Origin of the sequence: Alcanivorax sp. MD8A, from assembly GCF_002888555.1 — a bacterium.
GTDB lineage: Bacteria > Pseudomonadota > Gammaproteobacteria > Pseudomonadales > Alcanivoracaceae > Alcanivorax.
Genome location: NZ_AQOQ01000030.1, coordinates 18,091 through 40,316, shown reverse-complemented (window position 1 = coordinate 40,316; position 22,226 = coordinate 18,091). Strand labels below are relative to the sequence as shown.

Below are 22,226 nucleotides of genomic sequence, written 5' to 3'. Positions count from 1 at the left end.
GGTCACGCTGAGCACGCAAGGAGTTATTCTGAGGCTCCCTGACAAAGTGAGGGACAAGTGAAAACGACGTTACGGATGACAGCAATGGCCGTGTTTATGGCCGGGGCGGGGCTTACGGAAGCTGCAGTCAGTGCAGGAGAGCTTGCAACCTTGGAAGCGGATGCCTGGAGAGCTCGAATGGGGTTCCATTTGCTTTCCATTCGCGGTGACAACCCGGATGACAGAGAGGCACTACGCATTCTGCTTGCAGAAGCTGATCAGCGTCTTGATGGCATGGCAGCGGAGGCCGAACCTGCCAATGAAGAGAATATTCAGGCACTGGGTGCCGCCTGGAATACGCTCTCGGAACGGGCACTGGATAATCCTCTGGCCTCGTTGGGGTATGCGGATTATGGGGCCATGAGCGAGATGAATACGACCACGCTTGACGTGGTCAAACTGGCAGAATCGGTTCGCGATGAACAGGCAGGTCCTTATCTGGACATTGCAGAGCTATCCGTTGCCATGCAGCGACTAGCTAGCGAATACCTGGCATTGGCGGCCTTTCCCTCGGCAGGGCTACCCACAGGGACCGGGCTGGAGCCGCTGGATTTTGCCATGGAGTCCAAAGGGATTGATGATCGCCTGAAAGCCCTTGATAAGGCCTATGCCGGTGACGCAGAAGCCGCAGAGGTGTTGGCGTTTGTGAATCAACGCTGGGCCTTTATTCGCAGCACCATCCCGAAAATGAACGATGAGGCCTCGAATAAGGTTCCCTATCTCTTTTACCGTTATGCCAATCAGGTAGCGGAGCGTATCGAAGCACTGGTTGACGGCAGCAAGGGTTAATCGGAGCGGGTTGCCAGCCAGTCTGCACTGATCCGCCAGGCATGATCCGGGGCTTTGGAGCCTGAAAAGACCCCGGCATGCCCACCCGGCACTTCCTCAAAGCGCTTGTCCCGACTGCCCACCAGATTCATGACCTCCCGCGCAGCGCGCAGGCTGACGATGTTGTCTGTGGTGCCGGCAAAGGCCAGCAGATCCTGTTTGATGGTGCTGAAATCCACGCTGCGTCCACCAATGCGGATGCGCCCCCGGGCCAGGCTGTTAGCGAGGATCATCTTTTCAATCACCTCACGGACAACTGCCCCAGGGTAGTCGACCATGTCATTGAACCATTGGCCCATGGTCATGTACTCGGTCACGTATTCGCGGTCACCCAGATTGCGGATCAGATCCATATACGCTTGCACTACACCCGGCGGGTTGGTCATTTTGAAGCCAAAGGCCAGGAGTCCTGCGGGGATGTGAAATAGCTTGTCATCCAGCGGTTTCAGGCGAAGCTTGAACCAGTCGTGGGCTTTCATTGACGGGATTGCGGCCAGCGAAATGGCTTTGCCGAATGGCCCGCTCTTGTGGAAGTTGACCGGGCTGGCAATGGTAATGAGGTTCTGGACCGGTGAGTCCTCATGGCCCCCCAGATACATCAGGCACAGAAGCCCCCCCATGCAATAGCCCATGAGATTGACTGACTCGACCTCTGCATGCTCACAAACCGCATCGACAGCGGCGGGCAGCCAGCGATTCACATAGGTATCAAGGTCCAGGCCGTGCTCGGCCTGGGAAGGTTTGCCCCAGTCCACCAGATAGACGTCATAACCCCGTGCCATCAGGTATTTGACCATCGAGCGGTTGGGCATCAAATCGTAGGTCCAGCAATGGATGCCAAGGGCGGGGACCAGTATCAGGGGGATCCGGTGGCGTTCACGCTGCACCGCGAGGGTGTCGTCATTGAGCTCGATGGTGCTGCCTGGCGGGAGGCTGTAGTGCCGCACTGCCATGATGCCGTCGCGGTAGATTTCATCCCAAGGGGTTTTGTCCACATTGATAAACCGGTCGGGATGGCGGCGCCGTTCAACAATATGGCCTACGGCTCGCAAGCTGGTTCTGAATCGGGAAGAGGTTGCCAAGAATCAATCTCCGCGCTGACACAGGATGAGGGGCAGCAACAAGTTCTGGAATCCGCGTTGTCAGTTCACCGCGCTTAGAGTGAAAGCGGGATGAAACCCCGTCTGACGTGGCTCCGAACATTCTGGCGTGCGCGCCGTTGCTCCACAACCTGCCGTCTGAATCATCAGGGTAAAGGCCGGCGGAAAATCCCGACAGAAACGTAACAGATGCGAGTTGATCGCGTGAGGCTGTTATAATCGTTTCCAACAAGCCCGCCAGCACCTTCTGAGCTGGCGCCATCATCTGTTTTTTGCCAACAGGAGGCATTGGCCGCCGTGACAGACTCGTCTCCCCCGTTTACCCGTCTTGATGTCTGCAATCGATTTCTCGAATCCGTGCGCCACTCGGTGGTGCTCGGCATGGAAGTAGTCAGTGCAGAGGAAACCGCGGTACGCACCCGCCTTCCATGGCGCGAAGATCTGGTCGGAAATCCGGAAACCGGTGTTATGCATGGCGGGGCGATCTTCGCCATGATGGATCACGCAGGCGGTATGTCGGTCACCTGTAGAACCTTTCCTGTCTTTGAGATCACGCCGACGATTGATTTTCGTGTCGACCACCTGCGCGGCCCGGCGAAGGGGGCGGCAGTGGTTTGTGAAGCGTCCTGCTACCGGTTGACCCCCCACGTTGCCTTTGTTCGCATTACCAGCTGGGAGGAGGGCAACGAAGACGCCCCGATCGCTACCGGGCTGGCCACGTACACACGTTTAAAAATTGACAAAGCCGGGCAGGTGGTAGGCCAATGAAAGCACTCAAGACTCTGATTGATGAATGTCGTAGCGGTGCCACCGATTACCAGGAGCTGGTTGACCGGGTTCCTTACGCCCGTTTTCTGGGGATCCAGGTGGTCGCGCAGGGCGATGAACTGACCTTTGTGCTGCCCAAGAATGACAACGTGATTGGCAACCCGACACTGCCAGCCTTGCATGGCGGTGCGGTGGCCGGCTTTATGGAGCAGGCCGCGATCATCTTCATTCTGCTGCAAATGGGGGAGCCCCGGGTTCCCAAAACTATCGATTTCACCATCGATTACCTGCGCGCCGGGCATTTTCGTGATACTTACGCGGAGTGCCGCATCACCCGGCAGGGGCGGCGTATCGCCAATGTCCATATCAGTGCCTGGCAAAAGAACCGCCAGGAGCCGATTACCATTGCCCGCGCTCATTTCCTGTTGTCCGAAGACGCCTGAACCGCGTCTCCCCGAGCCGCTGCGGTGGCTCGGGATAATTGTGATTTCCCGCCAGCGGCGCCTGTAATTGTCATCCCGCGACATTGTTCACCTTTCAGGATCGGCCTAGCGTTGAAGAACGCTACGCAACCACGGAAGAAGGTGCCCAATGAAAATAACCAGAGTCTCCGCTCCTCCGACACAGGTCAGCATTTACCAGAACTGGGATGGCCCCGGGGCTGACGACATCGAAGACAAACTGTCCGCTGAGCACGTGGATGACATTGTCGAAATCTTCCAGACCCCACTGACGGGTCACTACAACTGGGACTATTCCTCTGCGGATGGCCGGATCCGCAAGCTCTACCGGCTCGGCAAGGAACTGAACTGGAATGCGGATATGGACCTGGACTGGAGCCAGGATTTCCCCCGTTCTGAAATCCCCATGGACCAGTCTTTTAATCCGTTCAACGGCTGGCCGGTGTTTGAAGCACTAAGCGACGAGGAAAAACTGCGTTTTGGCTGGCACAACCTTGCCTGGATGCTCGCCCAGTTCATGCATGGTGAGCAGGGCGCCTTGCTGGTCGCCTCGCAGTTGGCAAGCTGCGCACCCACCTATGATGCCAAGCTCTATGCTGCCAGCCAGACCTTTGATGAGGCACGGCATGTGGAGGCCTTTACGCGTTACCTTCAGGAAAAGATCGGCATCCTCTACCCGGTGAACCCAAACCTGAAGGCGTTACTGGACAAAATTTTGTCCGACCCCCGCTGGGACCTGAAATTCATCGGCATGCAAATCATCATCGAAGGGCTGGCACTGGCTGCGTTTAACACCCTGAAAATGACGGCGAAGGACCCATTGCTCAAGCAGCTTGTGCACTTGGTGATCCGTGATGAAGCGCGCCATGTTACCTTTGGAGTCAACTACTTGGAGGATTTTGTTCAGACACTTTCTCATGAAGAAAAAGAAGAGCGGGCACACTTCGCTTTTGAAGCTTGCGTCGTCATGCGAGAGCGGCTCATCAGCACCGAAGTGTTCGAGCACTTCGGCTGGGATGTGGAGGCGGCCAGAGAGCAGGTGCTGTCATCGACCATCATGGCCCAGTTCCGCAATCTGCTGTTTACCCGCATCATGCCTAACCTGAAACGCATCGGGTTACTCACCGAGTCTGTTCGGCCACGGTTCGAGGAGCTGGGTATCCTTCAGTACGAAAACCTGGTGGATGATGGTGAAGTTGACTGGGCAGAGCTGTCTAAACCCCTGTACGACGAGGCCGGCTAGGGCCTGTTCCCGGTGTCTTATGCCTGTATGGTGACCTGCCGCCCCGACAGCGGGGCGGACAGGGCCTGCTGTGTTGCCGAATAGGCTTGCTCCAGGGCAACACGCCCGTTGTTGAGTCGATTCGGGCCTGCCCGCAACAGTCCGTCAATGGCCAGCGTCATCAGATTGGGTCTGATCGGTGGCAATAACGCTGCACTGTTGGCCCGACGCCAGGGCGAACGGGATTGCAGATGGTGGTAGAGTACCCGCTCTCCGGGCCAGGTCGCGGCTAATCCGTGGCGGTCAGCAATGCCGCCATCCCAGTAGCGTTCACCGTTAATACTGGCAGGCTGAAACAGCAGCGGCACGGCACAGGAGGCGTATACGGCCTCAACGGCATCGCCATCACGCAGCACCCGGGTTCGCTGGCTGCGGCCATGCCAGACAGACAGGGCAACGGGCCGTGGGCTTTCGTCAAGAAGGCGAATGGGCAGGATATCAGCCAGCAGTGAACGGAAAGCCTGCCCCCGGAGCAATCCGAGGCCTGGCGAAGGATCCCAGAAATCCCCTTTGTCCAGACGGAGCAGACGCTGCTCCAGCGTTGTCATGCAGCTGCCACTGGCAACACTACATGCGACCAGGGCACCCGCACTGGAGCCACACAATCGTGCCGGCGTCAGCCCATGCTCTTGCAGGGCCTTTACCACCCCGAAATGGGCGAAGAAACCAAAAAAACCTGACGACATGGCCAGCGTGAACGGTTTGGCTGCCAGCCAGTCAGCCAATGTTTGAGAAGGGTATGTCACAGGATTCCGATTCTCCGGCAGTTCCGGTAGAGCAAAAGGGCAGAGCGCTGCAGCATAGCATGCTGCTGGCCGCAGTGGCGGTCACGGCGCTGGGGCAGACGCTGGTGTTTACGCTTCTGCCATCGTTGGGGCGTGCGACTGGGCTGGCCGAAATGCAGGTCGGCCTGATTATCAGCTGTTCTTCACTGGTGTTTGCCCTTGCCAGCCCGGTATGGGGGACGCTGAGTGAATCGCTGGGGCGCAAACGTGTGTTGGTGATCGGGTTATCCGGGTATTCCCTTGGCACGCTGATGTTTTCGCTTGTCTTCGACGCCGGTCTGCATGGCTGGGTCAGTGGTACTGCTCTGGTTGCCGGGTTGGTGATCAGCAGGATGTTGCAGGCGGCCATCATGGCAGCGACACCCGCCGCGGCGGCGGCCTATACCGCCGATATTACCACTCCGGAACAACGTACCCGGGGCATGGGCAGGATCGGTGCGGCCAACAACCTGGGCACTGTCGTCGGTCCGGTTTCCGGAGGCATTCTGGCGGCAGTGGCGCTGGTCTTCCCCTTGTATGGTGTCGCGATCATCACCGGGCTAATGGCTGTCCTGATGGCGCTGTTCTTGCCGCCATCCCCCCATGTGCCCACTGCGCGTGTGCTTTCGTTAGGGCAAACCCTTCGTAAAGGTCTGAGTGCCTACGCGGATCCGCGACTCCGGGATTTGTTGCTTACCGGGGTGATGTTGTTCATGAGTTTCGCCCTGATCCAGCAGACTCTGGGCTTTTTGTTTCAGGATCATTTCGCCATGTCACCTGAGGGGGCAGCCAGGGCGCTTGGGCTGACCATGATGGCGGCTGCCATCACCTCATTGCTTGGGCAGCTGATTGTGGTGCAGTGGCTAAAAGCCGCTCCCACGGTACTGATCATTATGGCTATTCCCGCCATTGGCGCCGGGGCAGTGATTCTCTGGTTGGCACATGCCCAAACCATCATGAGCCTTGCGGTGCTGTTGATCGGTCTTGGGCTTGGCTTTGGCATGCCGGCGATCATGGCGCTGGCCAGTTTGCGGGTCAGTGCAGAAGAGCAGGGTCGGGTAGCGGGCCTGGCCAGTGCGTGCCCGGCGTTAGGATTTATTCTTGGCCCCCTGGTCGGCACCGGGCTGTATACGCTGGATCATCGCTGGCCGTATCTGCTGGTGATGGGTCTCACTGTGCCGCTGGCGTACCTGGCCTGGCGACTGGTGAAAAACTCGGGTTAGCGCTTCAGTTTCCCTCTGACGCCGCTTTCTCCCGGGCGAGTAACCAGGCTTTGCGCTCCACGCCCCACCGATACCCCGACAGCCCGCCATCTCGCCGGATGATCCGGTGACAGGGGACCGCCACGGCCAGCACATTGCTGGCACAGGCTCGGGCAACCGCGCGCGCGGCGGTGGGCCTGCCAATCCGCTCTGCCAGTTGTTGATAGTCCAGGGTCATGCCAACAGGAATGGCCTGCAGGGCTTGCCATACCTGACGTTGAAATACGGTGCCCCGGATATCCAGAGGCAGTGTCACAGGTTGTTCCGGATGCTGAACCAGCTGGCAGACCGCCGCAATCTGTTGGTTGAACGCGTCATTCGGTGGCAATAGGGTGGCGTGGCGAAAATGGTCCTGAAACTCATCGAGCAATACCCCGGGATCCTCTCCCAGCGCAATCCAGCACACGCCCTGTGAAGACGCGGCCACCGCCAGCTCGCCGAGCTCGGTGCTGGCAAGTGCGAAGGTTAGCTGTTCCCCCTTGCCGCCCTTGCGGTGTTTGGCGGGAGGCATGCCTGTCAGGCGTGGGGCGTCCTGATAAAAATGGCTGGCAGAACCGTATCCGGCTTCAGTTGCTGCCTGCAGTACGGAGCCTTGCTTCGCCAGCGCCGGGTAAAGCCGGCATTGTCGAATCGCAGCCAGGTACTCTGTCGGGGTCAGTCCTGTCACGCTGCGAAAGTGGCGTAACAAGGTGGCTTCCGCCATGTCGGCATCACTGGCCACGTCAGCAATCGCGGCGTCCGCACCGCTCACCACATATCCCTCAAGATTGCGACAGACGCGTGCCAACAGCTCACCCAGATCCGTACCCACCTTGTCCAGGGGGCGGCAGCGCTTGCACGGGCGAAATCCCGCCTGAAGGGCTCCGCGGATGTCTTCATAGAATCTCACGTTCTCACGGCGCGGGAGGCGGGAAGGGCAGCCAGGGCTGCACACCACGCCAGTGGTTGTCACGCCGTAAACGAAACTTGCACCAGGCAAGCGACTTTCCAGCTGCTGCCAGCGCAGGTTGTCCAGCACGCTCACGGGAGCGTCAACGCTGGCAGGATTGGGGGGCATCTGAGGCTCTCCGCGGTAACCGCATTGCATTGATGGGGTATCAATATTGCCGCGGGTCACCTCGAAAAACATCCGCAAAGGCACGTCAAAGTCGAATAAGTGGAGGGCTTGGTGAGGAAGGGGGATGATGCAAGAGAGAAGCGGGCAAGCCTGCGCCTGCCCGCGAATCGAGTTGGTCTAGTCTGTGTAGGGCAGCAGGGTCAGCTCTACGCGGCGGTTCTGTTCACGGCCGCTGGCGGTGCTGTTGCTGGCGATCGGCTGGGTTTCGCCAAAGCCGACAATATCCATGCGCACCTGCTCGACACCGAAGCCCGCCAGAGAATTGGCCACGGCCTGGGCTCGCTGCTGGGAGAGCAGCAGGTTGTAGCGGTCGCCACCTGTGCTATCGGTGTGACCCGCGACCTGGATCATGGTGGACTTGTACTCCTTGAGTACCTCGGCCACGGCATCCAGAACAGGGCTGAAGGAGGATTTCACATTGGTGCTGTCGGTGGCGAAGGTCAGGTTGCCCGGCATATTGAGAATGATGTTCTCGCCGTCACGAGTCACAGATACCCCAGCCCCTTCCAGTTTCTGGCGAAGCTTGGCTTCCTGCACGTCCATGTAATAACCGACGCCGCCGCCAGTGATGGCGCCAATGCCGGCACCGGCCAGTGCGCGTTCCTTGCGCTCCTTGGCGCTGTCAGAGGTAGCAATACCGATCAAGGCACCGGCCACCGCACCGATTGCGGCCCCGGAAGTGGCCTTGGAGGTCTGCTTCTCGCCGGTGTAGGGGTTAATGGTGCTACAGCCTGTGACAGCAACGGTACCGGCAAGAATCAGCGAACCCGCAAAACGTTTCATGGATACTCCCTTGGAATGCATAACTTATTGGTTTTTTAACGCTTTAGTCCCGAATGAACCATAGCGACCGTGTAAAAGCTGGTAAAGTGCCGCGTCTCAAGTTTGCCAATCGGTACTGACAAAGACAGGACCCTGGATGAAAAGTTCGTCATTTTCCCCGCCACCCGTTGCCTTGATGGAACGCATTCTGCGCATTCAGAAGTGGTACTTTTCCCCGGTCTTGCATGGGGCAGAAAATGTTGATGCCCAGCGACCGGCGCTGTTTGTGGGTAACCACGGGCTGTATGGCCTGATCGATTCACCTCTTTTTGTGCTCGAGCTGTATCGTCAGACTGGTGTTTTCCCTCGCGCACTGGGTGACCGGCTGCATTTTGATGTGCCGGGTTGGGGCAAGCTGCTGACCCGTTGGGGCGCGGTGGAAGGCACCCCGGCAAATTGCACTCAATTGATGGAATCGGGCCAGCATGTACTGGTGTTCCCTGGTGGCGCTCGTGAGGTGGCCATGCGCAAGGACGAGATCCACAAGTTGGTATGGAAGCAGCGGACCGGGTTTGCGCGGATGGCCATCCAGCATGGTTATGACATCATCCCGTTTGCCTCTGCGGGCTGCGACATGACGTACAAGATTCTCTATGACAGCCAGGATTTCAAACGCTCACGGTTGGGCAAATGGCTGCTCAAGCGCAAGCCCGTGGACAATCTTTTGCGTGATGGCGACACCTTCATGCCATTGAGCCGGGGGCTAGGCCCCACCTTGCTGCCCAAGCCTGAACCCCTCTGGTTTCAGATTGGCAAACCGATCCCCACTACTGACTATGCAGGTAGGGAAGGGGACAAGAACGCGTGCTGGGACTTGCGCGACAAAGTGTCTGCGTCTATCGAGTCCATGCTGGCCGATCTTGAGGAGCAAAGGGCCGGAGCCCGCCGTCGGGGTGTACGCAAATGGCTGCTCAAATAAGTGTGTCCGAAATAGTCCATGCCCCTGTCCCGCAGCGCCAGTGAAAGGGGAGCCGAACAGCGATAACATGCGAAAAACCTTGGAGAATTTGCATGCGACGCTGGAATGGCTGGGGCGACAGCGCCAATAATTATCCACTGAAGCCCTCTGGGCTGCGCTTTGTGCAGGCGCGCCTTGGCAGGGCCGAGCCGCTGCCTGACGCAGAACTGCAGTCCGTGCTGGATCAGGTTCCGGCTAGCCGTCTTGCCGCTCACCCCCTTGTCAGCACCGACCCGGAAATTCGCGTCCGCCATGCCCGCGGTCAAAGCCTCCCCGATTGGCTTGCCATGCGTTCGGGCGAGTTTGGGCATTTTCCCGACGGGGTAGCAGAACCCGAAACCAGTGGGGAAGTCCGCAAGCTACTCAGCTGGGCCGAGCAGCACGATGTCGTGGTGATCCCCTACGGTGGCGGGACTTCCGTGGCAGGACATATCAATCCCCAGCCTTCCAGTAAACCGGTGCTGACCCTGTCACTGGCGCGTATGAACCGGCTTGTTGAGCTGGACCGTGAGAGCCAGATTGCCACCTTTGGGGCTGGAACCCCGGGTCCGCAGGTAGAACAGCAACTGCGAGAGCAGGGCTATGTATTGGGGCATTTCCCGCAGTCCTGGGAGCTGTCGACCATTGGCGGCTGGGTCGCCAGTCGTTCCAGTGGCCAGCAATCCATGCGCTATGGCCGTATTGAGCAAATGTTCGCGGGGGGCAGGGTGGAGACACCCCGTGGCACCCTGGAGATTCCTGCCATCCCGGCCTCGTCGGCCGGTCCCGATATCCGCGAGATTATCCTTGGTTCTGAAGGGCGTATGGGGATCATTACCGAGGTCAAGGTCAGGGTTACCCCACTGCCGGAAACCGAATCCTTTCACGTTGCCTTTGCCCCGAATTGGGACACTGCGGTGGAACTTGTCAGGGGGATGACCCAGGCCAGGCTTCCCCTGTCGATGCTGCGTGTGTCCAACCCGGAAGAGACCCGAAGCCACCTGATGCTTGCCGGTCATGAAAAACTGGTATCTGTATTGCATCGCTATCTGGGCCTGCGCGGTTGTGGCGATGAAAAGTGCATGATCACCTTTGGGGTCACTGGCGAGCGGCGCCAGAGTCGCCATACCCTGGCTGCAGCCAGGCAACGCATCCGAGGCGCAGGGGGTGTAGTGATCGGAACGCTGCTCGGCAAAAAATGGGAAGAATCACGGTTCCGTTCGCCGTATCTGAGACACGGCCTCTGGGAGCATGGCTACGTGGTCGACACCTTTGAGACAGCGGTAAACTGGAAGCAGGTGACCCCGGCCATGAAAGCCATGGAGCAAGCGGTTCGCGAGCAGGCCGGTGACGGTGAGCAGGTGCACGTCTTCACCCATTTGTCGCATCTCTACCCGCAGGGTTCGAGTATCTATACCACCTATGTCTTCCGCTGTTCCGCCAGCTACCCGGAAACACTGGCTCGCTGGCAAGCCATGAAACAGGCTGCCAGCGAGGCCATCGTTGCCAATGGCGGCACCATCAGCCATCAGCATGGCGTCGGCCGGGATCATGCGCCCTGGCTGATCCATGAAAAAGGGCAGGAAGGCATGGCCGCAATACGCAGCCTTATCGGCCATTTTGATCCGCAGCAGAGACTGAATCCGGGCTGCCTGATTCAGGATTCAGACGTCACAGACAAGCAGGGATGATGACAATGTTGGGCAAGCGGCAACCGTTGGAACAACTGGCACAACAGCAATGGGATTTGCTGGTCATCGGTGGCGGAATTACCGGGGCGGGTATTTTGCTGGAGGCTGCCCGGCGTGGCCTCAAGGTCCTGCTACTGGAGCAGACCGATTATGCCTGGGGAACGTCCAGCCGTTCGTCCAAAATGGTTCATGGCGGGCTCCGTTATATCGCCCAGGGTGATGTCCGGCTTACCCGGCATTCGTTGCTCGAGCGCGAGCGTCTGCTCAAGGAACTGCCCGGTCTGGTGGAACGTGCCACCTATCTTTTTCCGCTAAGGAAAGGGGTGTTTCCTGGCCGTTGGCCCATGAAAGCGATTCTCTGGTTGTACGATTTCCTCGCCGGTATTCGGGATCACCGCTATCTCAACCGGGCCGAAGTGGAAAAGCGCGCTCCGGGCCTGAACACAGACGGCCTCACCGGGGCCATGAGTTACACTGATGCCCTCACGGATGACTGCCGTCTGGTGATGCGGACCTTGCTGGAAGCGGCACGGCATGGTGGGCTGGCCCAGAACTACACCCGGGTGACAGGCACGCAGCGCGTGGCCGAGAGCTTCGAGGTCTCCGTGACGGATCGGGTCAATGGTGGCAGTGCCACCTTGCAGGCACGCCATGTGATCAATGCGACGGGAGCCTGGGCAGATCGACTGTCCGGTAGTGAGTCCCGTGTGCGGCCTCTACGCGGCAGTCATTTGTTTATTGATCCCGCCCGGCTTCCCGTGAGCGATTGCCTGACGGTCATGCACCCCGACGACGGTCGCCCGGTGTTTGTTTTCCCCTGGGAAGGGGTCACCTGCGTGGGCACCACCGATCTGGACCACCCGGAAGACATGGACATCGAAGCCAGTGCCAGCGAGCGGGAACTCCAGTATCTGCTCAAACTCATCAACACCCAGTTCCCGGACGTGACAGTGAGCCGTGATGATGTCTACGCCACCATTGCCGGCGTACGGCCGGTCATTGCCTCGGGCAAAGGTGTCGATCCGTCCAAGGAACGTCGTGATCATGCTGTTTGGGAGTCCGATGGCATTGTCACCGTCAGTGGTGGCAAATTGACCACATTCCGGCTGATCGCCCTGGATGCCTTGCTGGCAACCGGGCTGATCGACGCCCGCGCGCATCGAGCGGGCCAGAAAACCCGCGAGCCCATGTATCAACCATTGGACAATGCCCCGCAAGCGGTACAGCATTTCCTGCATGCCAGTCAGGATGATCAGGGTTTCATCGAGTGGCTGCTCGACAATGAGTCTGTCGTGCATCTGGATGATCTGATGCTGAGACGAACGCGGTTGGGGCTGATCAAGCCGAATGCGGGCTTGGCGGTTCTTGATCGCTATCGTGCATTGATCCAGCAAGGCCTCGGCTGGGACGACGACCGCTGGGAGCAGGAAGTTCAGCGTTATCTGGGCCTGCACGAACGCTTTTATGGGGTTCCCGGGCTCCCGGACATGGAACGGATGGCAGGCTGAGCATGACCGAGACCCCCTTGCTGCTGGCGCTCGATCAGGGCACGCAAAGTGCCAGGGCGATGTTATTTGATGCGCAAGGGGAGCTGGTCGCCAAATCCCAGCGTCATATTGAGCCCTACGTGTCGGCTCAACCCGGTTGGGCCGAGCAGGATGCCAATTATTTCTGGGAAGAACTTGGGCAGGCCTGCCAGGCATTGTGGGGCGCGCATCCGGACCTCAAGTCGCGGGTTGTTGCGGTCTCTTTGACCACCCAGCGCGCGTCGGTGGTTTGCCTGGATCGGACACGGCGTCCGCTACGCCCCGCGGTGATCTGGCTGGACCAGCGGCGCACGGCCGATTACCCGGATCTTCCCTGGTGGATGGCGGCCCCGGTGAACCTGCTGGGGCAGAAGGAGACGCTCAGGCAATTCCGTTCCAAGGCCGAATGCAATTGGCTGGCGGTGGATGAGCCCGAGATGTGGGCCAAAACCAAGTATTTCCTGTTGCTGTCCGGATACCTCAATTACCGCCTTACCGGTGAAGTGAAGGACTGTACCGCCTCCCAGGTGGGTTACCTTCCCTATGATTACAAACGCCACCAGTGGGCAGCCGCCCATGATTTCAAATGGAAGGCCCTGCGGGTTACACGTGAGCAGCTACCCGAGCTGGTCTCACCGGGTGAGATTCTGGGTGAGGTAACCGCTGCAGCCAGTCGCCATACCGGCATACCGAAAGGACTGCCGGTGGTGGCCAGTGGCGCCGACAAGGCCTGTGAAGTCCTGGGGGCCGGCGCGTTCAGCCCCGAGGTGGGCAACCTGAGTTATGGCACCACGGCCACGTTTAACACCTGTAATGCACGCTTTGTCGAGCCGATTCCTTTCGTGCCGGCTTACGGCGCCGCCGTGCCCGGGCGTTACAACTCCGAGATCATTGTTCAGCGGGGCTACTGGATGGTGAACTGGTTCAAGCGCGAATTTGCCCAACCCGAGGTGGCACAGGCCGATGCCCTCGGTGTTGCCCCGGAGACGCTGTTTGACGCTTTTCTTGACGAGTCACCCCCTGGCGCCATGGGGCTCATGCTCCAACCTTTCTGGAACCCTGGAGTGCGTATTCCTGGCCCGGAAGCGAAGGGGGCGATCATCGGGTTCGGTGATGTGCATACCCGTGCGCATTTGTATCGAGCCATCATTGAGGGCATTGCTTACGCCCTGCGCGAAGGCAAGGAACGCCTGGAAAAACGCAACAAGGTCCCCGTCACCACCCTCAAGGTGTCCGGAGGGGGCTCCCAGAGTGATGCCATCATGCAGATCACCGCAGACATCTTCGGGTTACCGGCGGAGCGTCCCCATACCACCGAAACATCGGGCCTTGGGGCGGCGATCAACGCCGCCGTGGCCATGAAATTACACCCGGACTACGCCACGGCGGTGGCTGCCATGACCCGTACCGGTGACCGCTTTGAGCCCCGGGCGGAGTATGCGGGTACCTACGATGCGCTCTATGGACAGGTCTACCGGCGTCTCTACGATCGGTTGTCACCGTTGTACCGCTCGATTCGGCAGATAACCGGGTACCCGCGGCGCTTCTGAATCGGTAGTCTGTGCCAGACCGGTTGTGTGATGGACTTCGATGATGTTCCTTGACGTAAAACGTGGGTGCTTGCTATTGCTGGCGGTGTTGCTGGCAAGCTCGACTCAGGCGTCAGACGCTGGCGATATCACCCTGAAGGCGTTGCGGGCGGACCTCGCCAACGGTGGGCTGGCTCCCGTGATTGCCCATCACCCCCTGACAACGCTGCCCGGCGTGGACCTCGAACGGTTGTTTGCCGATAGCCATTTTCAACGTTTTGCCATCACCGGTTACAACAGTAACGGGCAACGTTTTGCCGCCCGGGTGCGGCTGCATTTTGCCGACGGCCGGGTAGGCTTCATTCGTATTACTGGTGTTCCCGGCAGAGAGTATCGGCTGGAAGATCTGCACGATTACACGACCGGCTTGTCACTGGCGGGTCTGGTCGCCGAGCGGCGCTGGCTGGGTAGTCATGACGGGAAAGCGTTTCTGGAGGCGCTCGGCAAGACACCGGAGTCTGACACCCTCGCTCAATTAGCGGGCGGCAGGGCAGCACCACTGGCACTGTGGCTGGCGCAATGCAGTGGTCAGCCCTGTGAGCAGACCGCCCTGGAGTATCAGATTGAGCCGATGCCACCGGCACTGTGGCAGCTGATGGTGGTGTCTGCTTCCTCTCTGCCACAAACCGTTGCCGGGCTGCAGAAGGTGCTTGGCGATGATCCCTGGCTGGCATGGCTGGTTGGCGATGCGGCGCTGGCCAGGCAGATGTGTCCACAGGTCGATACGATGCTGGTGACGACCTGGCTACGTCATCAGGACAACATGTCGTTAGCCGATGTGGCACTACAGTGTTTTCTGGAGACCGTGTCCCGGGACACGGTCTCCAACGGGCCAGGAAACAAATTTCTCGATTCCCTGTCAGACTCATTGGGTGCAGCCACCTTGTCAGCTGCAATCCATCAGTACTTCCTGAGGCGTGATGAAGCAGTCCCCGAGGCATTGGGTGACTGGAGCGAGGAATAGCCGGGAAGCATGTCGGTCAGGTACGTGGCCGGTGATTACAGAAGGAGTCAGCGATATGCGGGTGTCCGACCTGGCAAGACAGGCCAATACCACCACCGAAACCGTTCGCCACTACACGGATATTGGGCTGTTGCAGCCGCAGAGAGACCCCGGCAATGGCTATCGGCAGTACGACCGTGAAGATCTGCGCTTACTCAGTTTTGCCATCAAGGCCCGTTCTCTGGGCTTTACCTTGACCGATATCCAGTCGCTGGCGCAGGCGTCGCGACAGGGTGAGACACCTTGCGGGAATGTCCGTAGCTTGATCGAAACCCGGTTACAGGAAGTCGAAGAGCGTATTCAGGAACTGCAAGCTCTGAGCGGGAGGATGCGTGCAGCCATGGCCCAGTGGCAGGGCGCGCCGGATTGTCACCTGGATGATGGCAGGGTCTGCGGACTCATCGATGCCTTTAGCGACGACGAGGCCACACGACCCGAGGGCTCACCGGCTTAGCCCGGTAAACCCTTTTCCTTGCTGTCTCCAGCGTCCTTCGGTTTGTCCTTGTCTGAAGAGATGCGTTCTGCGGCCGCTTCCGCACGTGCTTCAGCCTTGGCTTCTTCTTTGGCCACGTCTTCTTTCACCAGGCCCAGGATGTGCCAGCCTGCTCGGGGCTCGGGTTTGCCTTCTGCGGTGAAGATGTGGATACGGTCACGGGAATCAATGGCAAACAACGGCCAGACCTGACGGCCACTGGTGCTCAAATACGCGTCGAAGTCGAACTCTTCAGTAATTCGGGTTTTGCGAATTTCGGCCCCCTGACTCAACAGGCTGGCCAGCCGCGCATAGCTCATCTCGGGGCCAAACAGGGTGGCACCACGATGTTCAGGCGCCACTTCGTGTTTCACCTCTTTCTCGGACTTTGGCGTGGGCAAACTGAAGATGTTCTGCTCGCCGAATTCCAGCCGATAACGCATGGTCGACATGGTGTTCAGCTCACGGCGCGGGCTCAGGCCAAGCAGCTTGCCGCAGCCCACCAGATCCAGGTATTGGTCTGCATGCTGGGACACCGGGTTACCATAGAACGTACCCAGGCCTTCCATGCGCGCGGCCCGGATCGATTCCCAGCTGGAATCGGTGACCGTCACCGGGAAGTTGTTCTTTTGCAGGGCAGCACCCACCGCACGCGCGACTGGGTTCGCACCGACAATGAGGAAGCCGCGGGGGGCTGGCTCGGCGACTTTCAGCAGCCGTGCCAGCGGTCGGGCGGTGAGGCTTTGCAGGGCAACGGTGCCGATAATGACCATAAAGGTCAGAGGCACCAGCATTTCCGCACCGGCAACCCCGTTTTGCTGCAGTCGCTCTGCGAACAGGGCCGAAATGGCCGCTGCTACAATGCCGCGTGGCGCAATCCATGCCAGTAGCGATTTTTCACGCCAGTTCAGCGATGAGCCCACGGTGGAGATCAATACAGACAGCGGGCGAGCGACCAACTGGATGATGACCAGCACGGCGAGTGCAGTGAGGCCGAGTCTGCTCAGCTCTTCCATCTGCAGTCGGGCAGCCAGCACGATAAACAGCCCGGATATCAACATCACCGACAGGTTCTCCTTGAAGTGGAGAATGTCGTCGGTGCGTACCCCTTTGCGGTTAGCGAGGACGATACCGGTGGCGGTCACGGCAACCAGCCCGGATTCTTCACTCAAGCCGTTGGCCAGTACGAATTCGCCAACCACGAAGGACAGCACCAGAAAACTGCGCAGGTATTCAGGGATCAGATGTCGACGCAGCAGTTCGGCCAGAGCCAGTGCCACGGCGCCACCAATGGCCGCCCCGACAGCGATGGTCTGGAAGAACAGCCACAGGGTATGTAGCAAGGCACCGTCCTGCCCGGTGGCGACCACCAGCTCGTAGGCCAGTACGGCCAGAATCGCACCGATCGGATCGATCACGATGCCTTCCCAGCGCAGCAGTCGTGAGACACTGCTGACCGGGCGCACACTACGCAGTAGCGGCACAATTACGGTAGGGCCGGTAACGACCACCAGCGCGCCAAACAGCAAGGCAAGCCCAAGCGGCAACTTCAACAGCCACCATGCCGATACGGTCACCACAGACCAGGTGACCAGAGCACCCCAGGTAACCAGTCGCCGAACCGTCTTTTCCAGCCCCCGGATCTCGTCAAACCGGAGGGTCATGGCGCCTTCAAACAGAATGATGGAAACCGCCAACGACACACCAGGCAGCAGCAGGTCACCAAACAGGGTTTGAGGGCTGAGGACACCGGTAGCGGGGCCCAAGGCCAGACCGGTCAACAGCAAGGGCAAAATGGCAGGCAATTTGATCCGCCAGGCGAGCCACTGGCAGGCGAAGGCGACCACCGTGATGATGGCCAACTGGAAAGAAACGCTAAGATCCATGCAAGTCCTGTCTCAGGAAGGGGGTAGGGAGATCAGTGGCCGATAACGACCGTCACGATGGGCGGTGTTATGACGATGGCTTGCCAAAGACAAGGGGCGCATCAATGCGTCCAACATAGAGTGATCTCCCTCTAGACGCGCTAATACTCACAGTACCGGGACGTGCTGGCAACCCGTTTTTGAGTCGCTAAAGGTATGAGCCTGTTGACAATCGTCGCCTGAAAATAAATATGAACATGGTTCAATGTTTGCGTGATCCTCTGCCTGACATGCGCTACCATCCTGTTTCCCTGACCCTGTCTCCCGAATTCCGGAATCTTCATGTCCGCCATTAGCCCCGGCCGCCTGGCCATCATGTTGGGTACCCTCGTTGCACTGGGCCCGCTTGCCATCGATACGTATTTGCCCGCGCTGTTGACCATGGCGGGCCACTTTGATGTCCCGATTCATGATGTGGAGATCTCCGTCAGTGTCTATGTGCTTGGCGTCGCTCTGGGGCAGTGGCTTGGTGGCCCCTTTTCTGACCAGTATGGCCGTAAGCCTGTTGCCTGTACGGGGCTGGTACTGTTTATCGCCGCCAGCCTGATGATTCCGTGGTCTGTTACGGTGGAACAGTTGTATTTGCTGCGATTTGTGGAAGCTCTGGGCGGTGGCGCCACAGTGGTAATTGCCGCCGCTTCGGTGCGTGACCATTTTACCGGGCGACAGGCCGCGCAGGTTCTGACCACCATCGGCCTGGTGATGTTGCTGGCACCGTTGCTGGCGCCTGCCATCGGCTCCCTGCTGCTCAACACCCTGGGTTGGAAAAGCATCTTCATCATGTTGGCGGGGTATGGCGTTCTGGTATTCATGATGGTGGTCTTTCTGTTGCCCACAGTCCGTCGTCAGTCTGCTTCCGCAGACCGTGAAAGTCTGCTTCGTCGCCTGTTTTTTGCCTACGGTCGTGTGATGCGTAACGGCCCTGCCATGGGGTTTATCCTGGCCAATGCCTTGTCGTTTACCGCCATGTTCACCTTCATCACCGATGCCGCTTTCCTTTATATGGAACATTTCGGGCTGAGCTCCAAACAGTTCCCACTGGCGTTTGGCGCCAATGTGGTCGCCATGCTGTCGCTCAATCGGCTTAATGTGTTGTTGCTGCGGCGGTATGAGACAGCGGCGATCATGAAAACCGGGCTGTTGATTCAGGCCGTTGCGGCCTTGAGCCTGTTACTGCTCACCCTTGGCGGTCTCTTGACCCTATGGCTGGCGATTCCACTGATCATGATAGTGTGCGGCATGATGGCACTGGTGATGCCCAATGGCATTGCCAGCTTCCTGTCGCTCTTTGAGCGAGACAGCGGGGCGGCGACCGGCCTCAACGGGGCGCTGCAATTTCTGATGGCGGGGTTTGTCGGGGCATTACTGGGCACGCTGCATGACGGTACTCCGATCCCCATGACCGCACTGATGGCAGGCAGCAGCCTTCTGGCAATGGTCCTGTTTCTGCTTCTTGCCAGGCAAGGTGGGGCCAGCGCGAAGGGCTGACCCCGCTGGTTCGGGGCTATTGCCGGGTTACCTGATGGCCTGCGGGTTTCAGTGGCGGTAACCGCCAGGCCAGGGTGGCCAGGATTGCCGGCGCGAGCCAGGGAATCAGCATCCAGGGGGAAAGCGGAAGCGCACCATCGAACAGCCGCTGCCCCAGAGGCCAAAGCGCCGCAAGGTGGATCAGGTTCGCCAGCAGCGCCGCACCGCCACCCAGATAGAGCGCCTGCAGGGCGGTGGTACGGCGCAGCAGGTTGTGACCGGCGCCGAGAATGATCAACAGCTGATTGTCTTTGCCAATTTGTGCGGCACTGGATAACAAGGCAGCCAGCAGCACCAACAGGGCAGCAATCATCAACAGCACCCCCACCAGGAAGGCCGCGGTGCTGGCCTGACGTATGATTTCCTGCAGGGTTGTCAGGATCGCATTCACATCCAGCAGACTGATCTGCGGGTAGCGGCTAACCAGCTCTGCCAGCGCACCGGCTTCCGATTCCGGCAGATAGAAACTGGTAATCCAGGTCCGGCTCTGGGCTTCCAGCGTGCCGGGAGCAAAAATGAAGTAGAAATTCGGGGCAAAGCTTTCCCAGTCCACCTCCCTGAAACCCGTGATGGTGGCGTCGAAAGGCGCAGCCGCGCCGGTAAAGGTCAGGGCGTCGCCCACTTTTAGCCCCAGCGACTCCGCCAGCTTGCTTTCCACGGTGACTTCCCCGGCATGCTGGGCGAAACGCCCTTCGAGCAGGGTGTTGCTGTCGGGCAAGCTATCAGACTCGGTCAGTGACAGGTCCCGGTTGAGTGCCTGGGTGCCACGGTCTTGCTCTTTGGTGACGGCTTCACGCACCGGTTCACCGTTCAAGCCGGTCAATCGTGCCCGCACCACAGGGTAAAGCGGTTGTTCGGCGCTTTCGTGCTGTGCAAGCCAGCCTTTGAAACCATCAATGTCGTTATCAAACAGGTTGATCACGAAATAATTCGGCGCCTGCTCCGGCAAGGTGGCTCGCCACTGGCCCAGCAGCTGGTTACCGGTCTGTAGTGACATGGACAGTACTGACAGCGAAATAATCAGTGCCGCCAGTAATGGCAAGGTGGTGGTCTTGCGTCGGCTGAGACGGCGGAAGGCGAGACGAGCTGCTAACGGCGCTTTGCTGATCACTCGATCCAGACCACTAATCAAGGGCCACAACAGCAGGGGCAAGCCGATGGCCGCAACCAGGGTTACCAACAACAAGGGCCACAGACTTGCCAGCGAGCCGGTGAGCAGAGCGGCGAGCGGGAGCGGGGCGAGCACGGCGATGATCAGGGGCAGGGCCTGGCCGGTACTCCCAGCTTCATCGCGCAGCAGAGACAGCGGTGAGCGCTGCAGTTGTTGCCATAAGGTGGGCGCAGCAAACCCCAGCCACAGAACGGCAGGACCGATCAGGCCCTGTACCAGGGCACCGGCGGGCAGGTGTGAGCCTGCTTCCAGTGTCTGACTGATCCAGAGGCCGATACCTGTGGCAAGCAACGCCCCCGCCAGTGCAGGCAGGCACAGCGCCAATGCATCCGCGCCGAGTAATCGGCTGGCGATTTGACGCTGTGTTGCCCCGGCCGTCTTCATCACCGCACAGAGTGTCTGCTGCTGACGGGCACGATGACTGGCAGTGAGGTAAATGGCGGCCGCGCACAGCAGGATAACCAGCATGACGGCCAGCTGTGACCAGAGAAACATTTGTCGAATAGGGCCGCGCTGGCGAAGCTCGGTATTCTTGGCGGTTTCGATTTCCTGATCGACCCGAAGAGTCGGCTCAAGACGCTCGGTAAGGCTTTCGTGTTCTGCTGCCGGCGCGGCGATAAGCACATGATGTTTATAGCGGCTGCCCGGGCCGAGTACGCCGCTGGCCTCCAGATCGTCGACAGCAATCAGCGCACGCGGATTCATGCTATAGAAGCCCGATTGCTGATCCGGTTCCTGAACAATCACCCGTTCGATATTGAGCGACAGATTGCCCAGCGTCACGCTGTCGCCGACAGACAGGCCAAGCCGGTCAAGGGCCTGGCCCGCCAGCCAGATATGGCCGGTGGCTGGAGCCTGTTGCGCAGCGTAAGGCGAAGAAAAGCGGTCATCGCTGATCAGCAACTCCCCATAGAGCGGATAGTTGTGAGTTACCGCCCGGACGCTCGCCAGCAGGAACTGATCGTCCTGAATCAATACGCTGGCGAAATTCACTGTTTCGGCATGGCGCACGGTGTCGAGCAATTCACGCTGGGCAGGTTCCGGGAAGCGGGTGCCTTCCAGTACCAGGTCGCCGCCCAGGGCAACTGCGGTACGCTGACTGAAACGATCGTTTACGGTGTCCCGTAATGCCAGCATGGTGGTCATTGCCAGTGCCGCCACCAGCATGGCCAGGGCCTGAATACGAAAGGCGGGCGAGCGCCAGGGTTTGAGGAAGGCGCCGGACGTGCGTTGCTTACTCGCCACTGAGCTGACCCTCCTGAAGCGTGCAGGTGCGCTGACAACGGCTGGCCAGTTCCGGGTCGTGAGTCACCAGTACCAGAGCGGTTTGTTGTTCCTGATTCAACCGGAAGAGCAGGTCTGCAACATGGTCACCGTTGGCAAAATCCAGGCTGCCAGTGGGTTCATCGGCAAACAGGATGGCGGGGGAGACCGCAAAGGCGCGGGCCAGAGCGACCCGCTGTTGTTCACCGCCCGACAGTTGCGCCGGGAAATGGTGGTGACGCTGGCCAAGCCCTACCTGCTCGAGCCAGTGACTGGCGATGTCCCGGGCGTTGTCTCGCCCCAGGATTTCCAGAGGCAGCATGACGTTTTCCATGGCATTCAGGTCAGCCACCAGCTGAAACTGCTGAAACACAAAACCGCAATGCTTGCCGCGCAGGCGGGCTCTGGGGTCTTCGCTAAGGCTGCTGAATGCCTGGCCCTGTAGCAGGACTTCTCCGGATGTGGGCACATCCAGACCGGCCAACAAGGACAACAGTGTCGACTTGCCGGAGCCGGAAGGGCCCGTAATGGCCAGGCTGTCGCCAGCATTTACCTGTAACGTGATATTCTGCAACAGTGTCAGGTCGCCGTCCGGCCCGGAGACCTGTTTTCCTACATTTTTGGCATTCAGAACCGGAGTTGTATTGCTCATGTTGTCTCTCATGGTCAGGCCACTGTT

At 59.3% G+C, this 22,226-nt stretch carries 19 protein-coding genes; 12 read left to right on the top strand and 7 right to left on the bottom strand.

Annotation, left to right across the window (positions count from 1 at the left end; translation table 11 throughout):
• The first annotated feature begins 177 nt into the window (after positions 1-177).
• Positions 178-828, top strand: coding sequence for a hypothetical protein (locus A15D_RS13825; RefSeq protein WP_233192249.1), 651 nt, complete (start codon positions 178-180; stop codon positions 826-828).
• Here A15D_RS13825 and A15D_RS13820 read toward each other — a convergent pair.
• On the bottom strand, positions 825-1,949 hold the full coding sequence (locus A15D_RS13820; protein ID WP_102792403.1) for an alpha/beta fold hydrolase: 1,125 nt from the start codon (positions 1,947-1,949) through the stop codon (positions 825-827). The genes A15D_RS13825 and A15D_RS13820 overlap by 4 nt on opposite strands.
• A gap of 315 nt (positions 1,950-2,264) precedes the next feature.
• On the opposite strand from A15D_RS13820, the gene A15D_RS13815 reads away from it, so the two are divergent.
• From A15D_RS13815 to A15D_RS13805, 3 genes are all read left to right on the top strand, one after another.
• Positions 2,265-2,735 (top strand): PaaI family thioesterase, encoded by a 471-nt coding sequence (locus tag A15D_RS13815; RefSeq protein WP_233192248.1) that lies wholly within the window; start codon positions 2,265-2,267, stop codon positions 2,733-2,735.
• Positions 2,732-3,178 (top strand): PaaI family thioesterase, encoded by a 447-nt coding sequence (locus tag A15D_RS13810; RefSeq protein WP_022986531.1) that lies wholly within the window; start codon positions 2,732-2,734, stop codon positions 3,176-3,178. Before A15D_RS13815 ends, A15D_RS13810 begins: the two co-directional genes overlap by 4 nt.
• Positions 3,179-3,326: 148 nt before the next feature.
• Positions 3,327-4,439: a ferritin-like domain-containing protein gene (locus A15D_RS13805; RefSeq protein WP_022986391.1), complete on the top strand. Its 1,113-nt coding sequence runs from the start codon at positions 3,327-3,329 to the stop codon at positions 4,437-4,439.
• 17 nt (positions 4,440-4,456) lie between these two features.
• Here A15D_RS13805 and A15D_RS13800 read toward each other — a convergent pair whose 3' ends face one another.
• Positions 4,457-5,224, bottom strand: coding sequence for a patatin-like phospholipase family protein (locus A15D_RS13800; RefSeq protein ID WP_233192247.1), 768 nt, complete (start codon positions 5,222-5,224; stop codon positions 4,457-4,459).
• Between A15D_RS13800 and A15D_RS13795 the strand changes: the two genes are divergently transcribed.
• Positions 5,218-6,465: an MFS transporter gene (locus A15D_RS13795; RefSeq protein ID WP_233192246.1), complete on the top strand. Its 1,248-nt coding sequence runs from the start codon at positions 5,218-5,220 to the stop codon at positions 6,463-6,465. The genes A15D_RS13800 and A15D_RS13795 overlap by 7 nt on opposite strands.
• A 4-nt stretch (positions 6,466-6,469) precedes the next feature.
• Here the strand turns inward: A15D_RS13795 and ada are convergent, their stop codons facing one another.
• Together ada and A15D_RS13785 are read right to left on the bottom strand one after the other, a co-directional pair.
• Positions 6,470-7,561: a bifunctional DNA-binding transcriptional regulator/O6-methylguanine-DNA methyltransferase Ada gene (ada, locus tag A15D_RS13790; protein WP_158245815.1), complete on the bottom strand. Its 1,092-nt coding sequence runs from the start codon at positions 7,559-7,561 to the stop codon at positions 6,470-6,472.
• A 177-nt stretch (positions 7,562-7,738) separates the two neighbouring features.
• Positions 7,739-8,404, bottom strand: a complete 666-nt coding sequence (locus A15D_RS13785) for an OmpA family protein (RefSeq protein WP_022986387.1) — start codon at positions 8,402-8,404, stop codon at positions 7,739-7,741.
• 136 nt (positions 8,405-8,540) lie between these two features.
• Here A15D_RS13785 and A15D_RS13780 point away from each other — a divergent pair, with 136 nt between their 5' ends.
• The 6 genes from A15D_RS13780 to A15D_RS13755 all read left to right on the top strand — a co-directional run bounded on the left by A15D_RS13780 (position 8,541) and on the right by A15D_RS13755 (position 15,643).
• Complete coding sequence (locus A15D_RS13780; protein ID WP_102792400.1) at positions 8,541-9,362, top strand: lysophospholipid acyltransferase family protein; 822 nt, start codon at positions 8,541-8,543, stop codon at positions 9,360-9,362.
• Positions 9,363-9,454: 92 nt separating this feature from the next.
• Positions 9,455-11,071, top strand: coding sequence for an FAD-binding oxidoreductase (locus tag A15D_RS13775; protein WP_102792399.1), 1,617 nt, complete (start codon positions 9,455-9,457; stop codon positions 11,069-11,071).
• Complete coding sequence (locus A15D_RS13770; RefSeq protein ID WP_233192245.1) at positions 11,068-12,579, top strand: glycerol-3-phosphate dehydrogenase/oxidase; 1,512 nt, start codon at positions 11,068-11,070, stop codon at positions 12,577-12,579. The genes A15D_RS13775 and A15D_RS13770 overlap by 4 nt, the downstream gene beginning before the upstream one ends.
• 2 nt (positions 12,580-12,581) lie before the next feature.
• Positions 12,582-14,147: an FGGY-family carbohydrate kinase gene (locus A15D_RS13765; protein WP_102792397.1), complete on the top strand. Its 1,566-nt coding sequence runs from the start codon at positions 12,582-12,584 to the stop codon at positions 14,145-14,147.
• Positions 14,148-14,187: 40 nt separating this feature from the next.
• The gene (locus tag A15D_RS13760; RefSeq protein WP_233192244.1) at positions 14,188-15,150 is read left to right on the top strand and encodes a hypothetical protein; all 963 of its coding nucleotides are present in this window, start codon (positions 14,188-14,190) and stop codon (positions 15,148-15,150) included.
• Between the two features lie 55 nt (positions 15,151-15,205).
• Positions 15,206-15,643 (top strand): MerR family transcriptional regulator, encoded by a 438-nt coding sequence (locus tag A15D_RS13755; protein WP_102792395.1) that lies wholly within the window; start codon positions 15,206-15,208, stop codon positions 15,641-15,643.
• Here the strand turns inward: A15D_RS13755 and A15D_RS13750 are convergent.
• Positions 15,640-17,547 (bottom strand): sodium:proton antiporter, encoded by a 1,908-nt coding sequence (locus A15D_RS13750; RefSeq protein WP_102792394.1) that lies wholly within the window; start codon positions 17,545-17,547, stop codon positions 15,640-15,642. The two genes, A15D_RS13755 and A15D_RS13750, sit on opposite strands and share 4 nt — an antisense overlap.
• Positions 17,548-17,868: 321 nt before the next feature.
• On the opposite strand from A15D_RS13750, the gene A15D_RS13745 reads away from it, so the two are divergent.
• Positions 17,869-19,074 (top strand): multidrug effflux MFS transporter, encoded by a 1,206-nt coding sequence (locus A15D_RS13745; RefSeq protein ID WP_102792393.1) that lies wholly within the window; start codon positions 17,869-17,871, stop codon positions 19,072-19,074.
• Between the two features lie 16 nt (positions 19,075-19,090).
• Here the strand turns inward: A15D_RS13745 and A15D_RS13740 are convergent, their stop codons facing one another.
• Both A15D_RS13740 and A15D_RS13735 read right to left on the bottom strand, forming a co-directional pair.
• A complete protein-coding gene (locus A15D_RS13740) occupies positions 19,091-21,529 on the bottom strand; it encodes an ABC transporter permease (RefSeq protein ID WP_102792392.1) in 2,439 nt (812 codons plus the stop codon).
• On the bottom strand, positions 21,519-22,199 hold the full coding sequence (locus A15D_RS13735) for an ABC transporter ATP-binding protein (RefSeq protein ID WP_102792391.1): 681 nt from the start codon (positions 22,197-22,199) through the stop codon (positions 21,519-21,521). The genes A15D_RS13740 and A15D_RS13735 overlap by 11 nt, the downstream gene beginning before the upstream one ends.
• Positions 22,200-22,226: the final 27 nt, after the last annotated feature.